Origin of the sequence: Blautia sp. AF19-10LB (assembly GCF_003461245.1) — a bacterium.
GTDB classification, from domain to species: Bacteria; Bacillota; Clostridia; order Lachnospirales; family Lachnospiraceae; genus Blautia_A; species Blautia_A intestinihominis.
Genome location: NZ_QTWS01000006.1, coordinates 112707 through 136850 on the forward strand (window position 1 = coordinate 112707; position 24144 = coordinate 136850).

Consider the following 24144-nt stretch of genomic DNA (forward strand, 5'->3'; position numbering starts at 1 on the left):
CCTTTGTATTTTTTCATATTGTAACACAATTATGACAGCATTGCAAAAGGAGCCATTGCTTTTGCACAATGACTCCTCTTGTTAATCTGATCAGATCGATCAGCCGTTCTTTCTGTTGGATAATACATCAAATACAACTGCGATAAGAAGTACGGCACCTTTTACTACGTACTGCCAGGAATCACCGATACCCATGATGGACATACCCATGTTGATGACACCGAGGAGAAGAGCACCGATCACTACACCGCCTACAGTACCGCTGCCGCCGTATGCGGAAGCACCACCGATGAAACAGGAACCGATCGCATCCATCTCGAAGGATGTACCTGTACTACCGTTTACAGAACCTACACGTGCTGCACAAAGAAGACCTGCAAGACCTGCAAGAAGTCCCATGTTTGCATACGCGATGAAGTAAACTTTGTTTGTATCAATACCGGAAAGCTGTGTAGCTTTCTCGTTACCGCCGATTGCGTAGAAGTAACGTCCAAATGCTGTTCTGGATGTGATGAAGTTGTAGATCAGGCAGATTGCAACAACCCATATGAACATGATGGAGATACCTTTGTACTGGAACAGTTTGTAGCAGTACCAGAGGATAACTGCTGCGATGATGACTGCTTTGCTGTAATCAGAAAATGCTGTGTTCTGGCGATATCCTCTTTTTGCTTTGTTTGCTCTGGAACGAACTACGTTGAAGATCACATAAACTGCAACTACGATACCAACGATCAGTGCAGAATAGTTTGCTGTGTCGTCAAGTCCAGGAATGTTGATGTAGGATGTAAATACATTCAGGAAACCTTTGTCCTGGATAGAAACAGTCTTGTTGTCCAGGATCAGACGTCCAAATCCACGGAAGATGAACATACCTGCAAGTGTTGTGATAAATGGAGGGATACGTTTGTAACCGATCCAGTAACCCTGCCATACACCTACCAGAAGACCTACAACGAGGCAGATGATAATGGTAAGATATGGGTTCATTCCTTTGTTACCGATCATGACGGCTGCAAGACCGCCGACCATACAGATAACAGCACCTACAGAAAGGTCGATGTTACCACCTGTCAGGATACATAACAACATACCACATGCAAGAACCAGAACGTAACCATTCTGAAGCATCAGGTTTGACATATTCTGTGCATACAGAAGTCTTCCATCTGTCAGGCCACAGAACAGGATAAATACAACTACCAGTGCAATGACCATTGTATATTTTCTTAAGAAATCTTTTACATTAAACTTCATTTTTTTACCCCTTTCCCGGTAGAATCGAATTCACGTTTCGACCTTATTTCTTATTCTGCTCCTGCATGATCGAAGCCATAATACGTTCCTGTGTTGCCTCTTCGGCACTGAGTTCGCCTGCCAGACGGCCCTCACTCATAACGTAGATACGGTCACACATACCAAGAAGCTCCGGCATTTCGGATGAGATCATGATAACTGATTTTCCATCTTCTACCATTTTGTTGATCAGGCAATAGATATCGTATTTTGCACCTACATCGATGCCTCGTGTCGGCTCATCCAGAATCAGGATATCCGGTTCTGTAAACATCCATTTGCCGAGAAGTGCTTTCTGCTGGTTACCACCGGAAAGGTTGCCGATCTTCTGCTCATTGGAAGGAGTCTTGGTTCCCATTTCCTTTGTCATCTCATCAGCCAGGTGCACTTCCAGATCTGTGTTGATCACGCCCTTTTCACAGACTTTGGAAAGTCGTGCAAGCGTTGTATTAAATCGAATAGATTCTCCGAGGATCACACCGTTTGTCTTACGATCTTCTGTTACATAGGCAAGACCATGACGGATCGCATCACGCGGATTCTTGAGGTTTACTTTTTCTCCCTTGATATAGAGTTCACCACTGATGTTGCTTCCGTAGCTCTTTCCGAATACGGACATTGCAAACTCAGTACGTCCTGCACCCTGCAGTCCGGAGAAACCAATAACCTCGCCTTTATGTACTTTACAGGAAATATTGTTATCTACGACTTTTTCCGGATAAAGCGGATGATGTACGGTCCAGTTCTTTACTTCCAGCATGACATCTTTGCTGATGTTATGCTTTCTGGCCGGATAACGGTCATCCATGGAACGGCCAACCATACCTTTGATGATACGGTCTTCGCTTAAGTCATCTACGCCCTTTGTCAGTGTTTCGATCGTTGTACCATCTCGGATGATCGTACAGCGGTCTGCACAATAGATGATCTCATTCAGTTTATGTGTGATGATGATAGAGGTAAGACCGTTTTTCTTGAATTCCATCAGAAGATCCAGAAGCATCTTGGCATCTTCATCATTCAGAGAAGAGGTAGGCTCATCCAGGATCAGAAGTTTAACCTTCTTGGAAAATGCCTTGGCGATCTCTACCAGCTGCTGTTTACCTGTTCCGATATCTTTGATCAGCGTCTGTGCAGATTCATGGAGTCCAACCTGAGCCATGTGTTTTTCTGCTTCACTGTATGTTTTGTCCCAGTCAATGCTACCTCTTTTATTCTTAATCTCGTTTCCGAGAAACATATTCTCTCCGATAGAAAGCAACGGAATCAGTGCAAGTTCCTGATGAATAATGACGATACCTTTCGCTTCACTGTCGTTCAGGTTTTTAAACTTACATTCCTCGCCTTCATAGGTAACGGTACCTGTATAACTTCCATATGGATACTGACCACTTAATACGTTCATCAGTGTGGATTTTCCCGCACCGTTTTCACCGATCAGCGCGTGAATCTCTCCTCGCTGGACCTCAAGATTTACATTGTCCAGAGCTTTGACACCGGGGAACTCCTTCGTAATGTGATCCATTACTAAAATATTGTCTGCCAAAATGGCGCCCCCTTTCAAAAAGATCGGGCGGGGCATTCACCCCGCCCATTTAATTCAAGTTCTATGTTTTTTGTTGATAGTTACTGGCTCTGCGGAAGTATCAGCCTGCTGGATGAAGGTATCCGTCATCGTCCTGTGTGTAGTATCCTGTGTCAACAAGTTCTTCTTTCATGTTGTCTTTGGTTACAACTGTAGGAACAAGCAGGAAGGATGGGCATTTGTTTCCATCAGATGTTTCATAGGATTCTGTATCATATGCACAATCGAAATCCCAGCCAGAGTTTGTGATCAGAGATTCATCAATTGTGTCACCTTTCAGCATTGCTTCTGCAAGGTCAAGTGTTACGACTGCTTCGTTTGCAACTGCTTTGTAAACGGTCATGGACTGTTTTCCGTCAACGATGTTTGCAAGGTTTGCTTCGTCACCGTCCTGTCCTGTGATCAGAACGTCATTTTTGCCTGCATAGTCAGACTCGATCGCCTGTGTAACACCAAGTGCTGTAGAGTCATTGGAGCAAAGAGCTACATCAAGCTGTGTTCCGTCTGCATAGTAGGAAGCGAGGATGTTCTGCATTCTTTCGAGAGCTGTCTGTGTATCCCACTGAGCTGTTGCAACAGAGTCGAAATCTGTCTGTCCGGAAACTACGTTTAATGTTCCTGCATCCAGATAAGGTTTCAGAGTATCGTAAGCACCGTTGAAGAAGTATCCAGCGTTGTTATCTGCCGGGTCACCTGCTGTGAACTCGATGTTGTAAGTTTTGTCACCTGCATTGTCAAGATCCAGAGTATCGATTACGTACTGTCCCTGAAGAGTACCTACTGTGTAGTTATCGAAGGAAATATAGTAGGAAACTGCATCGGATTTGATCAGACGGTCATAAGAAATAACCGGGATTCCAGCATCTTTAGCTTCATCCATAACTGTGTTAAGTGCTTCACCATCGATAGCTGCAACTACCAGAAGGTCAACTCCATCGGAGATCAGGTTCTGGATATCATTTACCTGACGGTCTGTTTCGTTGTCGGAGTATGTCAGCTCTACATCATAGCCAGCTGCTTTGAACTGTTCTTCCAGATAAGAACCATCTCTGTTCCAACGCTCCAGAGACTGTGTCGGCATGGAAATTCCGATCTTTCCGCCGCCTGCTGCATCATCAGAAGCAAATGCAGGAACTGCACAGGATGTGATTGCCATTGCTGCTGCCATCGCTAAAACTAATTTTTTCTTCATAAGAAACCTCCCATTTTTTATTCGTTCTTATTAGCTATTTCGTATAGCTTTTTGATGAGATTATAATACCATATGGATATATTAAACAAAATGGACTGTTTTTTGATGCACCTTTCAATTTTTGCGAAAAAAATATCCAGATGGGACTCATCTGGATATTTTAGTAAAATCTTTATAAATGATAGTAAAATTATGCTATTGACAGGGAGTTGTATGCTATTTTGCTGCCTTATTTACTCTCTGCATCCAGGGCGCGGAGGCTGTGTACGAGTTCTTCGCAGATCTCCAGCTTGTCCTTGCCATCTGTCTCGATCACGATGTCAGAAGCAGCTTCGTATTTCTCGCGGCGTTTCTCCATCAGGTCTGCGATGAAATCAACGTTTTTGTTGCCCTCAAGGAGCGGTCTGTCGTGATTGTCCTTGACACGGTTCAGGATTGTCTCCGGTTTTGCGGTAAGGAGAACGACACGTCCGTTCTTCTTCATCTCAACAACGTTGCGCTCTCTCATCGGAACACCACCGCCGCAGGAGATGACAACGTTTTTCCTGGACTGCATCTCGATCAGCAGTTCTGTCTCCAGATTGCGGAAGTATTCTTCTCCATAGGTCTCGAAGATATCGGAGATGGACATTCCCTCTCTCTCCGCGATGATCTGATCCATCTCAACAACTTCCATGGCAAAAACTGTCCGGAGAAAATCAGAGATTGTAGATTTGCCGGCTCCCATGAAACCGATCAGCACGATATTGTAATCAAACAGTTTACGTGCCTGGATCTTCTTGCTGTTTCTGGTGATCTCCTCAAATACTGCGTCTACTTCGTTCTTATGACGCTTGCCTTCCATTCTTCTGGCAAGCCATTCCTTCTGTTTTGCCTCCTGCTCCGGCTGGAGGATCGGGATATCGTTGGCTTCCTTGTAAACCATGATATCCTCTACAATTCTGTTACGCATGAGCAGTGCATCCAGAAGGATCTCGTCACACTGTCCCAGGCTCTCTCTAAGTACATCTAACTGGCTCATATCGTTTCCTCTTTTCCGTTCACCTCTGTTATCTATTCTATATTCTGCAAAATGGAATTCTTTTCCGTGAACAATTTCGTCCTTTTATTATAACAGCTATTTAACGCTTTAACAATATGAAGTGCGAATTTTATTCCAGTTTATTCTGCATTTTTGAGAGCTTCGCCCATAGGAACTTTGCGGATCCTTCTGTATTCCAGCAGCGCAACGATACCATAGGTCACAAATCCTGCTGCAAACATCTGCACATAGATCATCGGGTCGATCCATAAGGCAATCCAGCCGGAAATACTCTGCAGCATCATTTCCCTGAACAGGACTTCCATCACGGTCGCCTCGATCGGCAGACTGATGAGAAGGCACAGGATGACTACGATCGATGTGGACATGATGTACAGCCTGCTGATCTCTCCGTTCGTGTAACCAAGGATCTTTGTCATGGAGATGGACTGTGCGTTTTTTTCGATGATGATCTTGGACAGGAGATAGATCAGGATCATATAGATTGCGATCGCAAAGCCGTTGACCAGCCCCATCATGCTTCCCATTGATACATTCAGCTGTCTGGAAATCTTTGTCAATGCATCCAGATCTATCACGGAACCAATGTAGCTGCTGTCGATATCCGTAATCTCTGAGTTGCTGAAATAGCCACTGAAATAATCATCTCCCAGATCAAACATCTGATTCAGTTCATCCTGCGGCATAAAGATACAGAGACCTCCATTGTAATCATAGATCCCGCCGATTCCGAATGTATACTCATCATCTTCATATTTTTCTTTGAGGGTGATCGTGTCTCCCGGCTTCAGCAAAAACTTATCTGCATATGCCTGTGAGATATAAACTCCATCCGAAAAATCCGCATCGATATACTTACTGTCATCATGAATGCCATAAAGAGACACTTCTTCGCTCTTATATTTGCCCGGAAGCGTATTCAGTGAATAGGCACTGAATTCTTCCGCATCTTCATTATCCGTTTCCGTATCACGTGAAAAAAGAAGCATGTCCAGCATACTTTCCAGTTTATTGCTGCCTCCCATCACACTGACCGGCACAGACAACATATACTGGTATTTTGCCAGCATATTGTTCTGGATCTCCATCTGATAATGATCCAGTGCGGACGGAAGCAGAAGCCCGAACATCAGAAGCAGGTTTGCAAAAACGATTCCCACAAAAAGCACCAGATAGTTGCTGATATTCTGGAAGATCACACGCAGACGAAATCTGTGGAAGATCTTGAGTTTCGAGCTTAAATAAAGGGCTCTTTTCTGTTTTCTGGTGGACAGATCCCTTCGAAGGAATTTGAGCGGGGAAAGCTTCAGCTTATGATGCAGGATTGCATAGTTGACCACAAACATGATCACCACAGGAACCACAGTTGTCAGAAGAAACGCTTCTGCATTCCAGATCGTCACATAAGTCGGAAGGCTGTAGCTTCCATAATACATACCGGCGCAGACATCTTTGAACGCCGTATATCCCAGAATATTTCCGATCAGTGCACCGATGAGTGTCACAATGACAGGAAGTGTCATATAATGCTGGGCCAGCTCGCCTCTGGTATAACCGGATGCCCGGAGTGTTCCGATGACACCGGCCTCTTTGGCGATCGTATTGCTGGTTGTGATGCCAAATACAAATGCCATGATCACAATGATGATATACAGAAGCATGACCATCATTGCCTTATCGCTTCCCATATCGTCACCGGTAAAAATGATCGCCTGATTCTGATACTGTGGAACAAAATTTTCCAGTGTGACTACTTTTCCCATTGCCTTCATCAGATCTTCGGAAACATCTTTTTCCTCAATCTCGCTCTGTGGCTTTTCATTGTAAGTCCAGGCATAGTTATACTGGAGTTTGTCCTGATCGAGAGTGTCAAACTCTTCCTCCGTTACCAGACCAACGCCAAATTTTACCGCATCAAACATTGTGTCGCTGTTGTTCTGAAACAGGCAGCTGTAATCGGAAAGTGCAACGAGCCCTGTGACCGTCCAGGATTTTGTTCCATCCTCCAGCGTATCTCCGATCTTCAGGTCATTGTTATCCGCATACATACGGTCGATTGCGATCTCGCCTGTTTTTTCTGCCAGCTTGCCGTCCATCAGGCAGACTTTGTTGACATCTGTACGGTTCTTGAAGAAACGCATCGTACTGCCATTGGTGAGAGTATCTTCTATATAATAGTTCTCATAGACTTTGACGCCTTTTTCTTCGATCGCTTCGCGCTGTCCACGGTACAGCCGCTCTCCGGTGCGGAAGTTTCCATCTTCGATGTTGTATTTTTCAAATCCCTCATTGTATGCCTGGATCATACTGCCATCTGCAACCAGGAAACCGGATACCATTCCGATCGTCGTAACCATCAGGATAAACACGACCAGATATTTGCCGAATTCCCCTTTGAGTTCACGGGGGATCCTTTTTCTCAGAGGATTTTTCATGATACCGCCTCCTTACCAGTCAAGATCCATTGCCGGGATCTTATGTTCATTCTGATAATTCTTACGTATCATGCCATCACGCAGTTTAACTACACGGTCTGCCATATCCTTGATCGCATCGTTGTGCGTTACCATGATGACGGTATTGCCGTATTTCTGATTAACAGTCTCGATCAGTTTCAGGATCTCCTTGGAAGTATTGTAATCCAGTGCTCCTGTAGGCTCATCACAGAGCAGGATATCCGGATTCTTTACGATGGCACGTCCAATCGCAGTTCTCTGCTGCTGTCCGCCGGAAAGCTGGTTCGGAAGTTTCCTCTGGTGCTCATAGAGTCCAAGTGTATGCAGAAGCTCGTCCACATCCAGTGCCCGGTCACTCAAATATGCCCCAACTTCGATATTTTCACGGACAGTCAGATTCGGTATCAGATTATACATCTGAAAGATGTATCCCAGATGCTTCCGCCTGTACTGGGAAAGTTTCTTTTCTTTCATATCTGCCAGTTTCTCACCTTCAATGGAAATGCTTCCTGCATCTACGCTCTCGATCCCGCCAATGATATTCAGAAGCGTGGATTTGCCGGAACCGGATGGACCCAGAAGCACACAAAATTCTCCTTTTTCAATATCCAGATCCAGACCCTTGAGGACATCTACCCTGCTGTCCCCGGAGCCAAATGATTTCCTGATATCCCTTATTTCCAAAAACATAATAGTCTCCTTTTCATACTCTGTTATAGTGGTATAACACTGTTACTATTATGTTAGTTTAAACTATCCAGGTTGTCAACTTGTGGAGTTTATTATGAAAAACTTTCTCAATAGTGCTGAATTCAGGCAACTTTTGCACCACCAGTTCTTCTTTTGAGATATGTAATACAAAAAATAATCCCCTCAGACAACCGATTACGGTCATCCAAGGGGATTGAATTCACTTCATTAATATGAAACCTCTGAACTAATTATTTAGCTGCCGGAGCATCAGAGATGATGGAGAACAGAGAAATGTCTTCCAGAGTGATTGTAACTGTGTGGTTCTCTAAATCGATATCTTCTGCCGGAATCTCAACGATTTCCCAGAGTCCTGTTTTTGCATTGTAAGCCAGAACTTTGAGTCCTGTTAAGTCTTTTGTAAGGTTCTGAACAGTAAGAGTTACTTTGTATTTACCATCCTCTGTTTTTTCGATAGTTACATCAGAGTTCTCATCTTCTGTCAGGGAGTAGAATGCTGTTACGAATTCTGTTCCTTCAAGTTTTTCAGCGATCTCTAAGAGATTTGCTTTCTGATCTTCTGTCAGATTAGCGTTTGCAGTTGTTTCTTCTTTTGCTGCTGCGATGAAATCTTTCATTACATCTGTGCCTTTGTTTACATCAACAACTGCGCCCGGAAGAACTGTGTAAGTTTTGGAAATTTCCTGGTAAATAGGTGTAGTTGTATCTACAACTGCAACTTTGTAACCGTCTGCTTTACCAGTCTTGTCGATACTTCCTGCTGCCATTGCAGTAACTGCAGAAGTAACTACTACTGCTGCTGCAACAACACATGCCATGATACGTTTTTTGAGCTTCATCTTTCATCTCTCCTTTGGGATTTTTATTTAGATAATAGTACTTACGTGCTAACTATCTCTTACAACTTATTATAAAACATAGAAAGAACCAGTTTGTAAAGTGCATCATCATCTACATGATACTCGTCATAATATTCCCCTTCTACGCCCTCACCAGGAACAGTCTGTGTTTCCAGTGTACTGTTTCCTGCTGCATTCAGGAGTTTGACAAACACATCATTTCCCATATTTGTTACGGTATAAGGCTGGATATCATTCAGCATATTACCCACAAAAGAGGAATCTGTCTGTGTCTTCTCCTGAAGTTTCGGGATCAGAGCCTTCAGATAGGTCTTCTGCCGCTGCTGGCGAACCAGTGCACTCTGACTCTTGCCCGAATCTCGATAACGCAAAAATTCTTCTACATTATCGCCATTGATAACTACGGTTGCTCCTTCTTTGAAATAAGGATCGTATTCTTCCAGACTGTCATCCGGTACAACGATCTCCACATCACCTACAAGCTTCCCAATCTCGGAGATACCGCTGATGTTCATAGAATAATATCCCTGAATCGGAAGACCATGAAGAAGATTCGAAACTGCTGTTTTCATCAGTTCACAGCTTTCTTCCTTACCATCTCCATAGGCATACTGCAAGTTAATATGGTTGTCCGTCATTCCCAGACTTATTCCTGACGGGTTAAAAACCTCAATCTCTGTAATTGTGTCACGTGGAATGGAAAGTACCTGCACCTGCTCAGTCGCCCGATCCAGAGATACTAAATAAATAGAATCCGCCTGTCCGGCATCCAACTGACTCTCCATCTCACTGACTTCTTCTGTTGAATCAATTCCCATAAATAGGTAATTGCTCAGATGATCATTGTAACGGTACGTCGCTCCTTCATACTCAACAGTACTCTGGTCTGATGAACTGACCGTTTCCCCCTGACTGGCACCTGTACTGGTCTTCACAACTCCCTGTGTCTGCTTCCACAGAAAATATCCAACACACAATGCTGCCACCAGAATAATCACAATGACAACAATCACAATCCTTGCTCTACTCTGTCTCTGAGATCTTCTTCTCTTAGTCTTCATTTCTTTTCACTGTCCCCGGACGCTGTATTACTCTTATCAGCATTCTGTGTCTCACTGTCCTTGGACTCTGAAGATTTGTCTGTATCAGAAGTCTTGTCTTCCTCTGAAGTCTTATCAGTATCCGAAGATTTCGCTTTATTTGTCGCTGCTTCCTGCTTCTGTTTGGAAGTATCAGCAGTTCCTGTGCTGTCTTCTTCACCTGCTTCTTCTTTGAGTTCAGACGCATGTTCCTTTACAGTTTCATAATTGTCAATTCCTGTCTCCTGCTTCTCTGACAGTTTCTGCAGACGTTCTGATTCCTGCTTCATTTCCTTGCGGTTTGTCAGTAACAGTCCTCCAAGAACCACAATCAACGCAATACAAATGATCACCAGAATAATATTTGTAAATTTACTATTTCTTCTACTGTTCCAGCTCACTTCTAACCTGCTTTCTTTTATTGTGTTTTTTCTGTCTGTTCTGATGTTGCCAGTTTCTGATAATAGCCACCATAATGTTTATAATAGGAAGAATAATACTTATCCTTCTTGGTGTCAACTTTATTCATTACTGCCCCAAGAATACGGCATCCACTCTTCTCAAGCTGTTTGATGCACTTCTGTGCAAGCTTATAGCTTACGACACCAGGTTCAATGACAAAAATCCCACCATCACAGTATCTCGCAATTACCGCTGCATCGATTACACTTCCGATCGGAGGTGTATCTACAATGATATAATCATAATAATTCCGAATTTCCTTCATGAATGTCCGGAACAGATCCTCACTGAGAAGGCCTGACGGGTTCGGTGCAATCGGTCCTCCGAAAATAATATGTAAATTCGGGTAACTGGTTGAATAAATAAGATCCTTGACCTCTGCCTGTCCACTGAGGAACTGAGACAGCCCAACTACTTCCTCTTCAACTCCCAGACGGATCGCAAAATCAGACTTACGGATATCTCCGTCTATAATAAGCGCTTTCTTGCCAATACTGCTTAACTCCTGAGCTATACTAAGGACAATATCGCTCTTCCCCTCATTCGGAAAGCAGCTACTGACCATGATCGTCTTGATACTCTTTCCTGAAAGCTGGATGTTGGTACGAAGAGTCTTGATTGCTTCTGTATAGAAATAATCCTGCTTTCTGATATCTTTTATTGCAATTTTCCTCATTTATAAGATTCCTCCATCCAAATCAGTGTCTTTTTTTCCTGCGTTTCTTGCCTTTGTAGTGGACGTAGTCCTTTCTGTCCGGAACTACTGCAAGAACAGAAATGCCGAGATATTTCGCAATATCATCTTCTGATTTCAGAGTATCATCCATAATTGTGATCACAACTACGATTGCTGCTGCTGCTACCACGCCAAGGATAAATCCCATTACGACATTCTTCTTCATGCTTGGTGAAGACTGAACTGCCGGGATCTTACCAATCTCAATGATCTTAGGCGGAATAACCTCCATCTTATCTCCAATGTAATTGGATGCTACATTAGCGATCTCATCTACGATCTTCTTTGCCTGCTCCGGATCTGTATTCTGTACAGAAATCTCCAGAATACGGCTGTCGGATGGATTCTCTATGGAAATATTTTTTCTCAGAGCATCAGAATCCATATCCAGATCCAGGTTCTTGATTACCTGTTCAAGAACAGGTGTACACTTGATCAGTACGGTGTAATCACTTGTCAGACTGGTTCCCAGCTGAATATCAGCAAGAGAAGTAAGTGTTGTCTCCTTGGACAGAACCAGAATGCTTGATGTAGAGGTATATACCGGAGTCATTACAAATTTCGTGAATAATCCGCAGAGACAGCCAACCAGCAGACCTGCTGTCAGAAGAATCAGGAATTTGGATTTTAACACATTAAAAATCTCAAGCAGATCAATCTCTACCTCATCATCCTGTTTGTTTCCGTCAATCGGATCATCAAGATACGAATTCAAATTCTCTAACATCGTATAATTTCCTTCCTCTGTTTTATTACGCTGCAGCTTATATCCTATACTATCTTCAGCGTAACATCGTAATATATGCATTTATCATACTACCATACGCCCTGAGAAGTGTCAATCAACAAAACTTCCAGATATCTTGCAGAATGTGTCTTTTTCCCTGTACATTCTCCCTGTTCACATCACAAATCCCATGATTCTTTCTGCAATAAACACCGCCGCACATGCGAATAATGCCACCGTCAGAAGGCTCTTTTCCTTATACGCGACAATCAGTGCCACGACAAGTCCTACCACACCGGAAAGGATTCCTCCTGCAGTCGCTGTCAGGATCGCCGGGAAAGTCATCGCAGCAAGACAGGCATATGGCACATAATATAAGAAAGATTTTACAAACGGGCTTGTGATCTCCTTCTTAAAAAGGACCAATGGAAGCATACGGATCAGGTAGGTAACACCTGCCATGACCAGGATATAAACATATATATTTGGCTTCATCTCTCTACGCCTCCTTCTCTTCCGGGACCGGGCAGAAATATGCTGCGATTCCGGCTACCAGTACGGTTGTAATGATGATCACAAATCCGGCAGAAACTTTATTCAGGACCGGAACAACTGCAAAGATGGTGCTGACTGCCATTGCTCCGATCACAACACCTAATATCGCTCTGTTTTTCTTTGCCGGCGGTATGATGACTGCGAGGAACATTCCATAGATTGCCACGCTCAGTGCACTGACCAGGAAATCCGGCAGAAGATTTCCTGAGACTGCCCCGACCAGAGTACCCAGTGTCCATCCTGGAATCGCAACTGCCATCACACCATAGTTGTACCATGGGCTGACACGCCCCTCCTGGCTGGCACTGACACCAAAGATCTCATCCGTCACACCAAAAGCAACAGCCAGTCTGTGCCCTGTAGAAACACCTCGTTCCAGTTTCTGGGAAAGTGAGAATGACATCAGACAATATCTCAAGTTGATAACAAGCTGTGTCAGTGCCATCTCCCACAGAGATCCCGAAGCAAAAATAATCCCGATCCCTGCAAACTGTCCCGCTGAAGTAAGGTTTGTCAGTGAGATCAGTACGGCGGCGGCGATTGAGATCCCGCCTGCAACCGCCATCATACCAAAAGTAAAGGATACCGCAAAGTATCCCAGACCAATGGGGACTCCGTCATGGAGTCCCTTCTTAAAAGCTGTGCTGTTCATGATGATTTTTAGCCCTCCAGACTGTTCAGTACACGGAAGCCATTGTTGGTCAGTACGTTTTCTGTGACAAAAACATCGTCTGTCTGAAGGATCATGATCGGAAGACTGTTTCCTCTATGATAAGATGTATAAATATAATCAAGGTTTACATTGCAGTTTCCGAGAACTTCAAGAACAGCATTCAGTCCGCCGACTTCATCCTTGATGTCTACGGCAATGACCTCTGTCACACGGTTCATATATCCATTCTCTGTAAGGATCTTCTCTGCCTCATCTGCTTTGTCTGTCACCATACGGAACAGTGCAAATTCCGGTGCATCAAAACATGCAAATCCATAGATGTCAATTCCTGCTTCTTTGAGGAGACCTGTTACTTTCTGAAGGCTTCCTGCTTTGTTTTCGATGAATACGATATTCTGTTTGATCATTTTCTCTCTCCTCGTCCTGTATGTATAAATATACTAACTTTTTTCATTATACTCACCTTTATACAAAAAGTAAACCGTCAGAAACATTTCTTGTGCTCCTGACGGTCTGATATTTTAGTCTAATTCTTCATCCACATATTTCTGGATATTGGATGCATTCACATATTTCTTAAGATGCTCTCCATCTGTGATGACCAGAGTCGGTGCCTGCATGATCCCGAACTGGCGCGCCATGTCCGGATTCTTCTCTGCATCAATGATCTCCAGATCTTCGCCTTCCAGCATTTTCTTGGCCATACGGCAGTTCGGACAGGTACTTGTAGTAAACAGGTATTTATGTGTTTCCACCGGTTCTACTTTGACATCATCCTCTGTCACTGTCACCATGCTGGTGTGTACCTTCTTGAGTGAAGAATGCATCACATCATATAAAGTACGGTTCTTATATTCCTGTGCCTTACCATCGTTCCAGTTCTGTACCGGACGATAGTATCCTGTAATACGGCTGTAAACTTCTGCCTTCTTGCCGCATTTCGGACAGGTAAAGTGCTCACCGCTCAGATAGCCATGTTCCTTGCATACGGAGTAGGTAGGTGAGATCGTGTAATACGGCAGTCTGTAGTTCTCTGCGATCTTGCGTACCAGAGATGCTGCTGCTTTCCAGTCCGGAAGTTTCTCTCCGAGGAATCCATGGAATACAGTTCCTGAAGTATACAACGTCTGAAGCTCGTCCTGGATATCCAGTGCATCAAAGATATCAGAGCTGAATTCGACCGGAAGATGGGAACTGTTTGTGTAATACGGTGTGTCGCCCTTGCTTCCTGCTGTACGGATGTCCGGCCAGCGTTTACGGTCATGTTTTGCCAGACGGTATGCGGTGGACTCTGCCGGAGTCGCCTCCAGGTTAAAGAGTTCTCCCGGATATTCCTCCTGATAATCAGAAAGTCGGTTACGCATATGTGTCAGAACTTCTTTGGTAAATTTCTGAGTACGTTCATCAGTCATGTCGCATCCGAGCCATCTCGCATTCAGACCAGCTTCATTCATTCCTACAAGACCGATTGTCGAGAAGTGGTTGTCAAAACTTCCCAGATATCTCTTGGTGTACGGATACAGTCCCTCATTCAGAAGTTTCGTGATCACTTCACGCTTGATATGCAGTGATCTCGCGGAAATATCCATCAAGCGGTCCAGTCTGCGGTAAAATTCCTCCGGTGTCCTGGACTGGTATGCGATCCTCGGCATATTGATCGTCACCACGCCGACAGAACCTGTGCTCTCACCGGAGCCGAAGAAGCCGCCGCTCTTCTTGCGGAGTTCACGAAGGTCAAGACGAAGTCGGCAGCACATGCTGCGGATATCGCTCGGTTTCATATCGCTGTTGATATAGTTTGAAAAATACGGAGTTCCGTATTTCGCTGTCATTTCAAATAACAGACGGTTGTTCTCTGTATCTGACCAGTCAAAATCTTTCGTAATGGAATAGGTCGGGATCGGATACTGGAATCCTCTTCCGTTGGCATCACCCTCGATCATTGTCTCGATGAATGCCTTGTTGACCATATCCATCTCTTTCTTGCAGTCTTTGTACTTGAAGTCCATTTCCTTGCCGCCTACGATCGCCGGAAGCTCTGCGAGGTCGTCCGGAACGGTCCAGTCAAGTGTGATATTGGAGAACGGTGCCTGTGTTCCCCAGCGGCTTGGGGTATTTACGCCATAAACAAAGGATTCAATGCACTTCTTGACTTCCGGATAAGCAAGTCCGTCTGCCTTGACAAACGGAGCAAGGTAAGTATCAAAAGAAGAAAATGCCTGTGCTCCTGCCCATTCATTCTGCATGATCCCAAGGAAATTGACCATCTGGTTACACAGAACGCTTAAGTGCTTCGCCGGGGCGGATGTGATCTTGCCCTCGATTCCGCCAAGTCCCTCCTGGATCAGCTGCTTGAGAGACCATCCTGCACAGTAGCCTGTCAGCATGGACAGATCATGAATGTGGATATCTGCATTTCTGTGCGCTTCTGCAATCTCGTTATCATAGATCTCTGAAAGCCAGTAATTGGCTGTTACTGCACCGGAGTTACTTAAGATCAGACCTCCGACGGAATATGTTACTGTTGAATTTTCTTTTACTCGCCAGTCCTCGACCTTAACATAGCTGTCTACGATTTCTTTGTAGTCGAGGATCGTTGATTTCATATTACGGATCTTTTCTCTCTGTTTGCGATAAAGGATATATGCCTTTGCCACATCGCTGTATCCGGCCTGGATCAGTACGTTCTCCACGCTGTCCTGGATGTCCTCTACGGTTACTTTATTGTTCTGGATCTTATTCTGAAAGTCTGCCGTAACCCGAAGTCCGAGAAGATCGATCATATCCTTACTGTAAATTTTTTCTTTTGCGTCAAATGCTTTGTCAATGGCTGAAGTGATCTTGGACATCTGAAAGTCTGCGATCTCTCCGTCACGTTTAACTACCTGAAACATGCTACACCATACCTCCCTGTCATGCGCTGTAGACCTATTGTATCAAACTATGCCCTTTGCGTCAATATATAAAAAACACTATATATTGTGTCATGTTAATCATTTCACAACTATATAGTGTTTGTTTTTGTTATATTTTTCTTATGATATCTGCCGGTTTTGCCCGTATTTTCGGGCTTTTCGCACGTTATTTCGGCATCACAGAAACAAAGATTTCTGCCGGTACACGTGCCTTTACAAAAATTCCATCTTCACGATATTCTTCTGAGAGAAGGCTTCCAAACTCACGGATCTTCTGGATCTTGCCAGCTTCACTGTACGGGTACAATTCCTCCAGATAGATCTGATCCTCCGCCAGAAGTTTCGCAAGGACGTCCTTAAATTCATCCAGACCTTCTCCTGTTCGTGCAGAACATTTCACAGTATAATCCGCTTTGAGATCACGGATACCGCTTCCTGTTACCTGGTCCTGTTTGTTCAGAAGTGTAACGATCTTTTTGCCGGTCGCTCCCAGTTCCCGGAGAGTTTCATAAACTGTGAACATCTGAAGCTCCGCCTGCGGGTTGGATGCATCCACCACGTGGATGATATAATCTGCATATTTTGCTTCTTCCAGTGTACTCTTGAAAGCTTCTACCAGATGATGCGGCAGTTTACGGATAAATCCTACCGTATCTGTAAGCAGGATCTGCTGTCCGTCCTTGAGTTCGAGCACTCTCGTTGTCGGGTCCAGCGTGGCAAAAAGCTTGTCTTCTGCCAGGATCCCCGCTCCTGTCAGTGTATTCAAAAGAGTGGACTTTCCTGCATTCGTATATCCGACGATCGCCGCTGTCTTGAGGTTTCCTCTGGAACGCTTACCGCGGATCAGTTCTCTGTGTTTCTCCACCTGTGCAAGTTCTGCCTTGAGTGCAGAGATCCTGGTACGGATCAGTCGTCTGTCTGTTTCCAGTTTCTTCTCTCCAGGTCCTCTCGTACCGATACCGCCGCCCAGACGGGACAGGGATTCTCGAAGTCCGACGAGGCGCGCCGCACGATAACGAAGCTGCGCCAGTTCGACCTGGATCTTACCCTCACTGGATACAGCACGTCCTGCAAAAATATCCAGGATCAGAAGGGTTCTGTCCATAACCTTGCAGTCCAGTTCCCGTTCCAGATTGTTCAGCTGTGCCGGAGAAAGTTCATCATCACAGATGACTCCATTGGCATCCAGAGCGCGTAAAAGGGATGCCACTTCTTCAATCTTGCCTTTGCCGATATAGGTTCCAGGATGGACTGCCTCTCTGTTCTGGATCACCTTCGCTACTGTCTCTGCTCCGGCAGTCTCAGCAAGTTCTTCAAGTTCATCCAGAGAAGCTTCTACATCGTCTCCCACTTCTGTCTGAACACCAATGAGGATCACCCTCTCCTGGGTTTCCTTAAATTCATAAAACTGCATAACTTAATAACTCTCCTCGGAAGATTCGTCTGTGCCAGTATCTGCTGATTCCTCCGCTGTACTTTCATTGGAAGTGTCTGCCTCACTGGCATCCCCTGCCGCTGCCTGGTTTCCAACTCTTGACTGAAGGAAGGTCAGTTCCTTCGCTGCTGCATCATCATCCTTAAATGTCTGTACATATTCCTGGGCTTTGGAAAGTGCGGTAGATAAATCCAGTTTTTTCTCATAGACAACGATCTCGTTGAACAGAAGATCTCTCATCTCATCCGATGTCGCATCTCCGAGACCCTGGCTGATATTCTGAAGTGCACTGTCATAATCTCCATCTGAGATATCGCAGAGTGCCAGACCATTATAGCCCTTCGCCGGATCATCTCCATCCGCATCAATATACTGCTGATAAAAGCTACGGGCATTGGAAGTATCTCCCTGCGCCATATATACCATGCCAAGGATCAGTGTTGCCTCTGTGCTGCCTTTATCAGCAGCTGTTGTAAGCTCTGTCCTGGCATTCTCATAATCATCCATATAATAATAAACTTTGCCACGTTCGCAGTAATCATCGGCTGTCTTTGCCTCTGTCTTAAGTGCAGCTTCCAGGTATCTCGTGCCGTCAGCTTCCATATCCTGTCCCAGATATGCCTCGTAGATCTGGATCGCCATCTCATAAGTAGAATCACTTCCATAGGCTTCTGAGAAATTGGAGGAAGCCTCATCATAAGAATCCATGGCAAGCGCCACACAGCCCGTAAGATAATAATCATTCGCATTCAGCGAATAATCCTCAGCCAGCGTCTGACAGTCTGCCATCGCCTGATCATACAATTCTGCCTTGAGTTCTGCTGCAGCACGGTATTCCAGAAGATCCTTTCTGTCAGACTTGCCCGTTTTCTCATCATTCAGCGCATTTGTCAGGTCATCGATCGCCCCCTGATAATCGCCGGTACGCAGTTTGACAATTCCTGATCCCCTGTAAGACTGTGCCAGCTTATATCCGGCAGAAATACAGGCCTGGTATTCATTCAGTGCATAATCATAGTTAGCCTCTTCCAGATCTGCATTTGCCTGCTCATATGTTTTTTGATTTTCTCCACCACAGCCGGTCAGGAGCAATGCTCCAAGACCGGCTGCCAGCAGACATATGATTTTTTTGTTTCTCATCCTTCTACAATTAATCCTTCTGATTCCATCACCTGTACCACATGATTTACATGCTCTGCACAGATATCCTCTGTACCAGCTTCTACCATAACACGGATCAGTGGTTCTGTTCCACTCTCTCTCACAAGGATACGGCCGTCTGTTCCAAGTGCTCTTGCAACATCCTCAACAGCTTTTACAACTGCCGGATTTTCTCTTGCCGTCTTCTTGTCTGCCACACGGACATTGCGGAGAATCTGCGGGTACACTTTCATTTCTTTTGCAAGATCACAGAGAGTTGCTTTCTGCTCGACACATGCCTCCATGAGCATGAGAGATGTCAGGATACCGTCACCGGTAGCTGCATAACGGCTGAAAATGATATGTCCGGACTGCTCGCCTCCGATACTGTAATCGTTTTCCATCATGTTCTCTGCTACATATTTGTCGCCGACTGCTGTCTGCTCATAATTGATTCCTTCTCTTTCAAGGGCTTTGTACAGACCCATGTTTGACATAACCGTAGTAACAACAGTATTTCCCTTGAGTTTGCCCTGTGATTTGAGATATTTACCGCAGACATACATGATCTTGTCGCCATCGATGATGTTTCCCTTATGGTCAACTGCGATACAGCGGTCTGCATCACCATCATAGGCAAAGCCTACATCCAGTCCATGATCTATAACATATTTCTGCAGAACTTCGATATGTGTGGAACCGCAGTTTCTGTTGATGTTTGTTCCATCAGGCTCATCGTTGATCACATAAGTCTTGGCTCTCAGCGCATCAAATACACTCTTGGCGATCGCAGAGGAACTTCCGTTGGAGCAGTCAAGACCGATCTTGATATTCTTGAAATCACAGCTTGGGATAGAGATCAGATGACCGATATAACGGTTACGTCCGGAAGCAAAGTCAACGGTACGTCCGATATCTTCTCTTGTCGCATATGGAAGTTCTTCCAGTCTGCCGTCCAGATATGCCTCGATCCTTGCCTCTACCTCTGCTTCGATCTTCTGTCCGTTTCCGTTCAGAAGCTTGATTCCATTATCATAAAATGGATTGTGGCTTGCAGAGATCATGACTCCACAGTCAAAATCCTCTGTGCGGACAACATAAGAAACACTTGGAGTTGTCGTTACATGAAGAAGATATGCATCTGCTCCGGAAGCGGTCAGTCCTGCTGCCAGTGCATATTCAAACATATAGCTGCTTCTTCTTGTATCCTTGCCGATCACGATCTTTGCTTTGTGCTCACGACCATAGTACCAGCCCACATAACGGCCTACCTGAAATGCATGATTTGCTGTCAGCTGTACGTTGGCTTCTCCACGGAAACCATCTGTTCCAAAATATTTACCCATCTTATGTCACTCTCCTTAGATCCAGATTAAATTATTTATAAAGCTGTGCCGGATATACTCCGTCTTCTACAAGTTTTTTGAATGCGGCTGTTACAGCAGCTTTATCTTCCTGATAAGTTACGCCGAACCAGGTATCCTTTGTCTCAAGTACATCTACTTTTGCCTTGCCATCTTTGATGAGACGGTCGATCATTTCCGGAAGAAGATATTCTTTCTTGATATCTCCCTCTTCTACATTCTGAAGGAAATCTACGAAACCTTTTTCCAGAGTATCCATGAATGCCGGTGTCAGTCCCCACATGTTCATGGAAACAAGACTTCTGATATCCAGTTTCTCTACATTTCCATTGTCATCTCTTGCTTCTGCACCGTCTGCTGTCTTGAAAATATTGTGTGTCTCTGTAACACCAACCAGTGCACCGTCCTCGATGTGGCATACGCCTCTGGTAACGCTTCCGTTATCACTTAAGGTATTTCCAAGACGGAATCCTGCCATGCAGATGTGATGGATTCCATCTTCTGGCTGTTCCTGTACCAGATAATCATGGACTTTGACATATGCTTCCTTACCGTAATAATCATCTGCATTAATTACCATGAATGGCTCGTCAAGAACTGCCTTTGCAGCAAGGACTGCCTGCCCTGTTCCCCATGGTTTTGTACGGTCTGCCGGTTTCTCAAATCCTTCTGGAAGATCATCCAGAGACTGGAATGCGTATGCAACTTCTGTAACTTTCTCGATCCTCTCACCGATCACGCGGCGGAATTCTTCTTCCAGGTCCTTGCGGATGATAAATACAACTTTATTGAATCCTGCCTCTAGTGCATCATGAATAGAGTAGTCCATAATGATCTCACCATTAGGTCCTACTGGTGCAAGCTGTTTGATTCCTTTTCCAAAGCGACTTCCGATTCCGGCTGCCATGATTACAAGTGCAGTTTTTTTCATTTGAAGTTCCTCCCTTTATTCTTCTTCATTTAATGAACTTAATTTAGCTGCCTGGTCTGCAGCGATCAGGCTGTCGATGATCTCATCCAGGTCACCACCGAGAATGCTTTCCAGGCGATGAAGAGTAAGTTTGATCCTGTGGTCTGTCACACGTCCCTGCGGGAAGTTGTAAGTACGGATCTTCTCGGAACGGTCACCGGTTCCAATCTGGCTTCTTCTTGCTTCTGCCTCTGCGTCATGCTGCTTTGCCAGTTCCATCTCATACAGACGGGAACGAAGTACCTTGAGTGCTTTGTCCTTGTTCTTGAGCTGGGATTTCTCATCCTGACAGGAAATAACGATTCCTGTCGGAATATGTGTCAGACGTACCGCAGAGTCCGTGGTGTTGACACACTGTCCACCGTTACCGGACGCACGGAATACGTCAAATTTACAGTCATTCATATCCAGGTGGAAGTCGATCTCCTCTGCCTCCGGCATGATCGCTACAGTACAGGTGGAAGTATGGATACGTCCGCCGGATTCTGTCTCCGGTACACGCTGTACACGGTGTACTCCGCTCTCATATTTCAGGCGGGAATAAGCGCCCTGTCCCTGGATCATGAAAGTAACTTCCTTGAATCCGCCGATGCCGTTCTCATTGAGACTCATCATCTCTGTCTTCCATCTTCTGGATTCTGCGTATTTCACATACATACGGTAGATCTCTGCTGCAAAAAGCGCCGCCTCATCACCGCCGGCACCTGCACGGATCTCCACGATAACGTTCTTGCTGTCATTTGGGTCTTTTGGAAGAAGCAGGATCTTGAGTTCCTGTTCCAGTTCTTCCACGCGCTTCTTGGCATCGGAAAGTTCTTCCTTGAGCATTTCGCGCATATCCTCATCCTTCTCCTCTTCCAGCATGGAAAGGCTGTCCTGGATGGTTTCTTTGTTTTTCTTGTATTCTGTATAAGTGTCTACGATAGGCTGCAGATCACTCTGTTCCTTCATCAGCTTCTGAAAACGTTCCTGGTTGTCTGTCACGCCCGGTTCTCCGAGTTCATTCAGAACTTCCTCGAAACGAATCAGCAAGTCATCAAGTTTATCAAACATGCTGTTCCTCCTGCATTTGCTTTTTACCAATTACCACTCTGTCAAGTCCTGCAAGATCTTTCTTTACAGCGACATCGACAAAGCCATTCTGTCTCATGATCGCAGATACATCTGCTCCCTGCTCACAGCCGATCTCGTACATCAGCCAGCCGCCCGGTTTGAGATAGCTGCCCGCCTGTTCGGTGATCCTGCGGTAAAAATAAAGGCCATCCTCGCGCCCGTCCAGAGCCAGTACCGGATCATGAAACCTTACTTCATCCATCAACTGCTGAATATCCGCCGTAGGTATATAAGGCGGATTTGAAATAAGCATATCATATTCCAAGGATGTATTTCCACTGTTTTTCTGAAAATAATCTCCCGAAAATGTATCACTTTGTACCAAAACTGCCCGTTCTTCGAGATTCAGGTTTTTTCTGTTCTGTCCGGCAACCTTAAGTGCATCCTCAGAAATATCAACGCCGGTTCCAAAAGCATCCGATCTCTCCATAAGGATACTTAAAAGCAGGCATCCAGATCCCGTACACATATCCAGGATCTTCGGATTCGGGATCTCCTTCAGACGGTCCAGTGCTTCCTCCGCCAGAACCTCTGTGTCCTGCCGCGGCACGAGGACTCTCTCATCCACATAAAAATCATATCCCATAAAGCACGCCTGATGTGTCAGATGCTGAAGCGGGATATGCTCTGCTCTTTGTTTACATAATTCAAGATATTTGAGGGCTGTTTTTTCTCCTGCTTCCGTTTCCGGGTGAGCATAGTACCAGGCACGGCCGATATCTGCCGTATACTCCAGAAGGAGCCAGGCATCCAACCTGGCTTCTTCAATCCCCGCACTTACAAGAAGCTGTGTTCCCTCAGTCAACAGCTCATGAAATGTCTGCATGGTCTTCCTCATTTTTTTCTTCCGGCTCCCAGCCGAACTCATCTTTCAAATATTGTTTCCAGTCAAAAACTGCTTCTACTGCCTTGATTGCAACCTCAACCATGTCCGGTGTCGGCTCCTTGGTCGTAAGTTTCTGCATTGCCAGACCCGGCTTACTGAAAAAATCTGCCAGTTTGCTGTCCGTTCTTCCGGCCCACTGAATCATCTCGAAGGAGATTCCCGCCACGACCGGCACCATCAGGAGACGTCCAAAAAGGCGGACCCAGTAAACAGGCACCAGCACAAAAACAAAATGCAGGCAGATACTCACCAGCATGACCAGAAACAGGAAACTGGTTCCACAACGCTTATGCTGTCTGGAGCTTGCCATTACATTCTCTACTGTCAGAGGCATTCCATGCTCCACACAGTTGATGCATTTATGCTCCGCTCCATGATACATGAAGGTCCTCTGGATATCCTTCATTCTGGAGATCAGGAACATATATCCCAGAAACAGTGCCAGTTTCACAAAAGCCTCCGCCACAGTCACTCCAAACTCAGAAGCTCCGACCTTACGAAGAAGGCTTGCCAGTGCATACGGAAGCAGCATAAAAGCTGCTACGGAGACAACAATGGAAATCGCAACCGTTATGTACAGAAGCCACTGGAACTGCTTTGCTTCCTTCTCTTTCTTGGCAGAAAGTTCTTCCTCTGAAAGTTTCGCATTCTTTGCCGCTTCATCCTCGTCCTCCTCGTCTCCTGCGATCTCTGCCGAGTACATGAGGCACTTGGTTCCGACTACAAGTCCGTCCACAAAGCTGACCACACCACGGATGATCGGCTTCTTAAGGAAAGAAGCCTTACCGAAGGTGCACTTGTAATCCTCAACCTTCAATTCTATTTCTTTATCCGGACGGCGTACTGCAACTGCATATTTGTCCTTGTGGCGCATCATGATACCTTCCATTACCGCCTGTCCGCCAATGTTTGATGGTTTCATATATCACTCCAATTATCCACAGAAG

Annotated in this window: 22 protein-coding genes; all 22 read right to left on the minus strand. The window is 45.1% G+C overall.

What is annotated here, in order from left to right:
• Nucleotides 1-99 precede the first annotated feature (99 nt).
• The 22 genes from DWX28_RS05665 to DWX28_RS05770 all read right to left on the minus strand — a co-directional run bounded on the left by DWX28_RS05665 (nucleotide 100) and on the right by DWX28_RS05770 (nucleotide 24119).
• A complete protein-coding gene (locus tag DWX28_RS05665; RefSeq protein ID WP_118252105.1) occupies nucleotides 100-1257 on the minus strand; it encodes an ABC transporter permease subunit in 1158 nt (385 codons plus the stop codon).
• Between the two features lie 43 nt (nucleotides 1258-1300).
• Complete coding sequence (locus DWX28_RS05670) at nucleotides 1301-2842, minus strand: sugar ABC transporter ATP-binding protein (protein WP_118252106.1); 1542 nt, start codon at nucleotides 2840-2842, stop codon at nucleotides 1301-1303.
• Nucleotides 2843-2942: 100 nt separating this feature from the next.
• Nucleotides 2943-4073 (minus strand): substrate-binding domain-containing protein, encoded by a 1131-nt coding sequence (locus DWX28_RS05675; RefSeq protein ID WP_022215391.1) that lies wholly within the window; start codon nucleotides 4071-4073, stop codon nucleotides 2943-2945.
• Between the two features lie 229 nt (nucleotides 4074-4302).
• Complete coding sequence (locus DWX28_RS05680; protein ID WP_118252107.1) at nucleotides 4303-5094, minus strand: shikimate kinase; 792 nt, start codon at nucleotides 5092-5094, stop codon at nucleotides 4303-4305.
• A gap of 140 nt (nucleotides 5095-5234) precedes the next feature.
• On the minus strand, nucleotides 5235-7550 hold the full coding sequence (locus DWX28_RS05685; RefSeq protein ID WP_118252108.1) for an ABC transporter permease: 2316 nt from the start codon (nucleotides 7548-7550) through the stop codon (nucleotides 5235-5237).
• Between the two features lie 12 nt (nucleotides 7551-7562).
• Nucleotides 7563-8261, minus strand: coding sequence for an ABC transporter ATP-binding protein (locus DWX28_RS05690; protein ID WP_022215394.1), 699 nt, complete (start codon nucleotides 8259-8261; stop codon nucleotides 7563-7565).
• A 251-nt stretch (nucleotides 8262-8512) separates the two neighbouring features.
• Entirely contained in the window at nucleotides 8513-9121 is a 609-nt protein-coding gene (locus DWX28_RS05695; protein ID WP_118252109.1) for a hypothetical protein, read from the minus strand.
• A gap of 59 nt (nucleotides 9122-9180) precedes the next feature.
• The gene (locus tag DWX28_RS05700; RefSeq protein WP_118252110.1) at nucleotides 9181-10203 is read right to left on the minus strand and encodes an LCP family protein; all 1023 of its coding nucleotides are present in this window, start codon (nucleotides 10201-10203) and stop codon (nucleotides 9181-9183) included.
• The gene (locus DWX28_RS05705; protein ID WP_118252111.1) at nucleotides 10200-10622 is read right to left on the minus strand and encodes a hypothetical protein; all 423 of its coding nucleotides are present in this window, start codon (nucleotides 10620-10622) and stop codon (nucleotides 10200-10202) included. Before DWX28_RS05705 ends, DWX28_RS05700 begins: the two co-directional genes overlap by 4 nt.
• Nucleotides 10623-10639: 17 nt before the next feature.
• On the minus strand, nucleotides 10640-11359 hold the full coding sequence (locus DWX28_RS05710) for a CpsD/CapB family tyrosine-protein kinase (RefSeq protein ID WP_022215397.1): 720 nt from the start codon (nucleotides 11357-11359) through the stop codon (nucleotides 10640-10642).
• Between the two features lie 22 nt (nucleotides 11360-11381).
• The gene (locus DWX28_RS05715; RefSeq protein WP_022215398.1) at nucleotides 11382-12146 is read right to left on the minus strand and encodes a YveK family protein; all 765 of its coding nucleotides are present in this window, start codon (nucleotides 12144-12146) and stop codon (nucleotides 11382-11384) included.
• A gap of 174 nt (nucleotides 12147-12320) precedes the next feature.
• Nucleotides 12321-12641, minus strand: coding sequence for an AzlD domain-containing protein (locus tag DWX28_RS05720; protein ID WP_022215399.1), 321 nt, complete (start codon nucleotides 12639-12641; stop codon nucleotides 12321-12323).
• Between the two features lie 4 nt (nucleotides 12642-12645).
• Nucleotides 12646-13353: an AzlC family ABC transporter permease gene (locus DWX28_RS05725; protein ID WP_118252112.1), complete on the minus strand. Its 708-nt coding sequence runs from the start codon at nucleotides 13351-13353 to the stop codon at nucleotides 12646-12648.
• Between the two features lie 8 nt (nucleotides 13354-13361).
• Nucleotides 13362-13781 carry an ACT domain-containing protein gene (locus DWX28_RS05730; protein ID WP_022215401.1) on the minus strand — a complete coding sequence of 140 codons (420 nt, stop codon included), beginning with the start codon at nucleotides 13779-13781 and terminating at the stop codon, nucleotides 13362-13364.
• A gap of 114 nt (nucleotides 13782-13895) precedes the next feature.
• Complete coding sequence (locus DWX28_RS05735; RefSeq protein WP_022215402.1) at nucleotides 13896-16268, minus strand: ribonucleoside triphosphate reductase; 2373 nt, start codon at nucleotides 16266-16268, stop codon at nucleotides 13896-13898.
• 187 nt (nucleotides 16269-16455) lie between these two features.
• On the minus strand, nucleotides 16456-17703 hold the full coding sequence (gene hflX, locus DWX28_RS05740; protein ID WP_022215403.1) for a GTPase HflX: 1248 nt from the start codon (nucleotides 17701-17703) through the stop codon (nucleotides 16456-16458).
• 3 nt (nucleotides 17704-17706) lie between these two features.
• Nucleotides 17707-18864, minus strand: coding sequence for a tetratricopeptide repeat protein (locus DWX28_RS05745; protein ID WP_118252113.1), 1158 nt, complete (start codon nucleotides 18862-18864; stop codon nucleotides 17707-17709).
• Nucleotides 18861-20210, minus strand: coding sequence for a phosphoglucosamine mutase (gene glmM / locus DWX28_RS05750; RefSeq protein ID WP_118252114.1), 1350 nt, complete (start codon nucleotides 20208-20210; stop codon nucleotides 18861-18863). Before glmM ends, DWX28_RS05745 begins: the two co-directional genes overlap by 4 nt.
• A gap of 31 nt (nucleotides 20211-20241) precedes the next feature.
• The gene (locus DWX28_RS05755) at nucleotides 20242-21159 is read right to left on the minus strand and encodes a nucleotidyltransferase family protein (protein WP_118252115.1); all 918 of its coding nucleotides are present in this window, start codon (nucleotides 21157-21159) and stop codon (nucleotides 20242-20244) included.
• A 15-nt stretch (nucleotides 21160-21174) separates the two neighbouring features.
• Nucleotides 21175-22251 carry a peptide chain release factor 1 gene (prfA, locus tag DWX28_RS05760; protein ID WP_022215407.1) on the minus strand — a complete coding sequence of 359 codons (1077 nt, stop codon included), beginning with the start codon at nucleotides 22249-22251 and terminating at the stop codon, nucleotides 21175-21177.
• Nucleotides 22244-23137, minus strand: a complete 894-nt coding sequence (gene prmC / locus DWX28_RS05765; protein WP_022215408.1) for a peptide chain release factor N(5)-glutamine methyltransferase — start codon at nucleotides 23135-23137, stop codon at nucleotides 22244-22246. Before prmC ends, prfA begins: the two co-directional genes overlap by 8 nt.
• Complete coding sequence (locus DWX28_RS05770; protein ID WP_118252116.1) at nucleotides 23121-24119, minus strand: DUF1385 domain-containing protein; 999 nt, start codon at nucleotides 24117-24119, stop codon at nucleotides 23121-23123. Before DWX28_RS05770 ends, prmC begins: the two co-directional genes overlap by 17 nt.
• Nucleotides 24120-24144 lie beyond the last annotated feature (25 nt).

What these genes read in the sequence shown, in the direction of transcription:
- DWX28_RS05695 (WP_118252109.1), bottom strand. Translation starts at nt 9,121, where the DNA reads ATGAAGCTCAAAAAACGTATCATGGCATGTGTTGTTGCAGCAGCAGTA.
- DWX28_RS05700 (WP_118252110.1), bottom strand. Translation starts at nt 10,203, where the DNA reads ATGAAGACTAAGAGAAGAAGATCTCAGAGACAGAGTAGAGCAAGGATT.
- DWX28_RS05745 (WP_118252113.1), bottom strand. Translation starts at nt 18,864, where the DNA reads ATGAGAAACAAAAAAATCATATGTCTGCTGGCAGCCGGTCTTGGAGCA.
- DWX28_RS05715 (WP_022215398.1), bottom strand. Translation starts at nt 12,146, where the DNA reads ATGTTAGAGAATTTGAATTCGTATCTTGATGATCCGATTGACGGAAAC.
- DWX28_RS05710 (WP_022215397.1), bottom strand. Translation starts at nt 11,359, where the DNA reads ATGAGGAAAATTGCAATAAAAGATATCAGAAAGCAGGATTATTTCTAT.
- DWX28_RS05770 (WP_118252116.1), bottom strand. Translation starts at nt 24,119, where the DNA reads ATGAAACCATCAAACATTGGCGGACAGGCGGTAATGGAAGGTATCATG.
- prmC (WP_022215408.1), bottom strand. Translation starts at nt 23,137, where the DNA reads ATGCAGACATTTCATGAGCTGTTGACTGAGGGAACACAGCTTCTTGTA.
- glmM (WP_118252114.1), bottom strand. Translation starts at nt 20,210, where the DNA reads ATGGGTAAATATTTTGGAACAGATGGTTTCCGTGGAGAAGCCAACGTA.
- DWX28_RS05675 (WP_022215391.1), bottom strand. Translation starts at nt 4,073, where the DNA reads ATGAAGAAAAAATTAGTTTTAGCGATGGCAGCAGCAATGGCAATCACA.
- DWX28_RS05665 (WP_118252105.1), bottom strand. Translation starts at nt 1,257, where the DNA reads ATGAAGTTTAATGTAAAAGATTTCTTAAGAAAATATACAATGGTCATT.
- DWX28_RS05730 (WP_022215401.1), bottom strand. Translation starts at nt 13,781, where the DNA reads ATGATCAAACAGAATATCGTATTCATCGAAAACAAAGCAGGAAGCCTT.
- DWX28_RS05725 (WP_118252112.1), bottom strand. Translation starts at nt 13,353, where the DNA reads ATGAACAGCACAGCTTTTAAGAAGGGACTCCATGACGGAGTCCCCATT.
- hflX (WP_022215403.1), bottom strand. Translation starts at nt 17,703, where the DNA reads ATGCAGTTTTATGAATTTAAGGAAACCCAGGAGAGGGTGATCCTCATT.
- DWX28_RS05685 (WP_118252108.1), bottom strand. Translation starts at nt 7,550, where the DNA reads ATGAAAAATCCTCTGAGAAAAAGGATCCCCCGTGAACTCAAAGGGGAA.
- DWX28_RS05690 (WP_022215394.1), bottom strand. Translation starts at nt 8,261, where the DNA reads ATGTTTTTGGAAATAAGGGATATCAGGAAATCATTTGGCTCCGGGGAC.
- DWX28_RS05680 (WP_118252107.1), bottom strand. Translation starts at nt 5,094, where the DNA reads ATGAGCCAGTTAGATGTACTTAGAGAGAGCCTGGGACAGTGTGACGAG.
- DWX28_RS05755 (WP_118252115.1), bottom strand. Translation starts at nt 21,159, where the DNA reads ATGAAAAAAACTGCACTTGTAATCATGGCAGCCGGAATCGGAAGTCGC.
- DWX28_RS05720 (WP_022215399.1), bottom strand. Translation starts at nt 12,641, where the DNA reads ATGAAGCCAAATATATATGTTTATATCCTGGTCATGGCAGGTGTTACC.
- DWX28_RS05735 (WP_022215402.1), bottom strand. Translation starts at nt 16,268, where the DNA reads ATGTTTCAGGTAGTTAAACGTGACGGAGAGATCGCAGACTTTCAGATG.
- prfA (WP_022215407.1), bottom strand. Translation starts at nt 22,251, where the DNA reads ATGTTTGATAAACTTGATGACTTGCTGATTCGTTTCGAGGAAGTTCTG.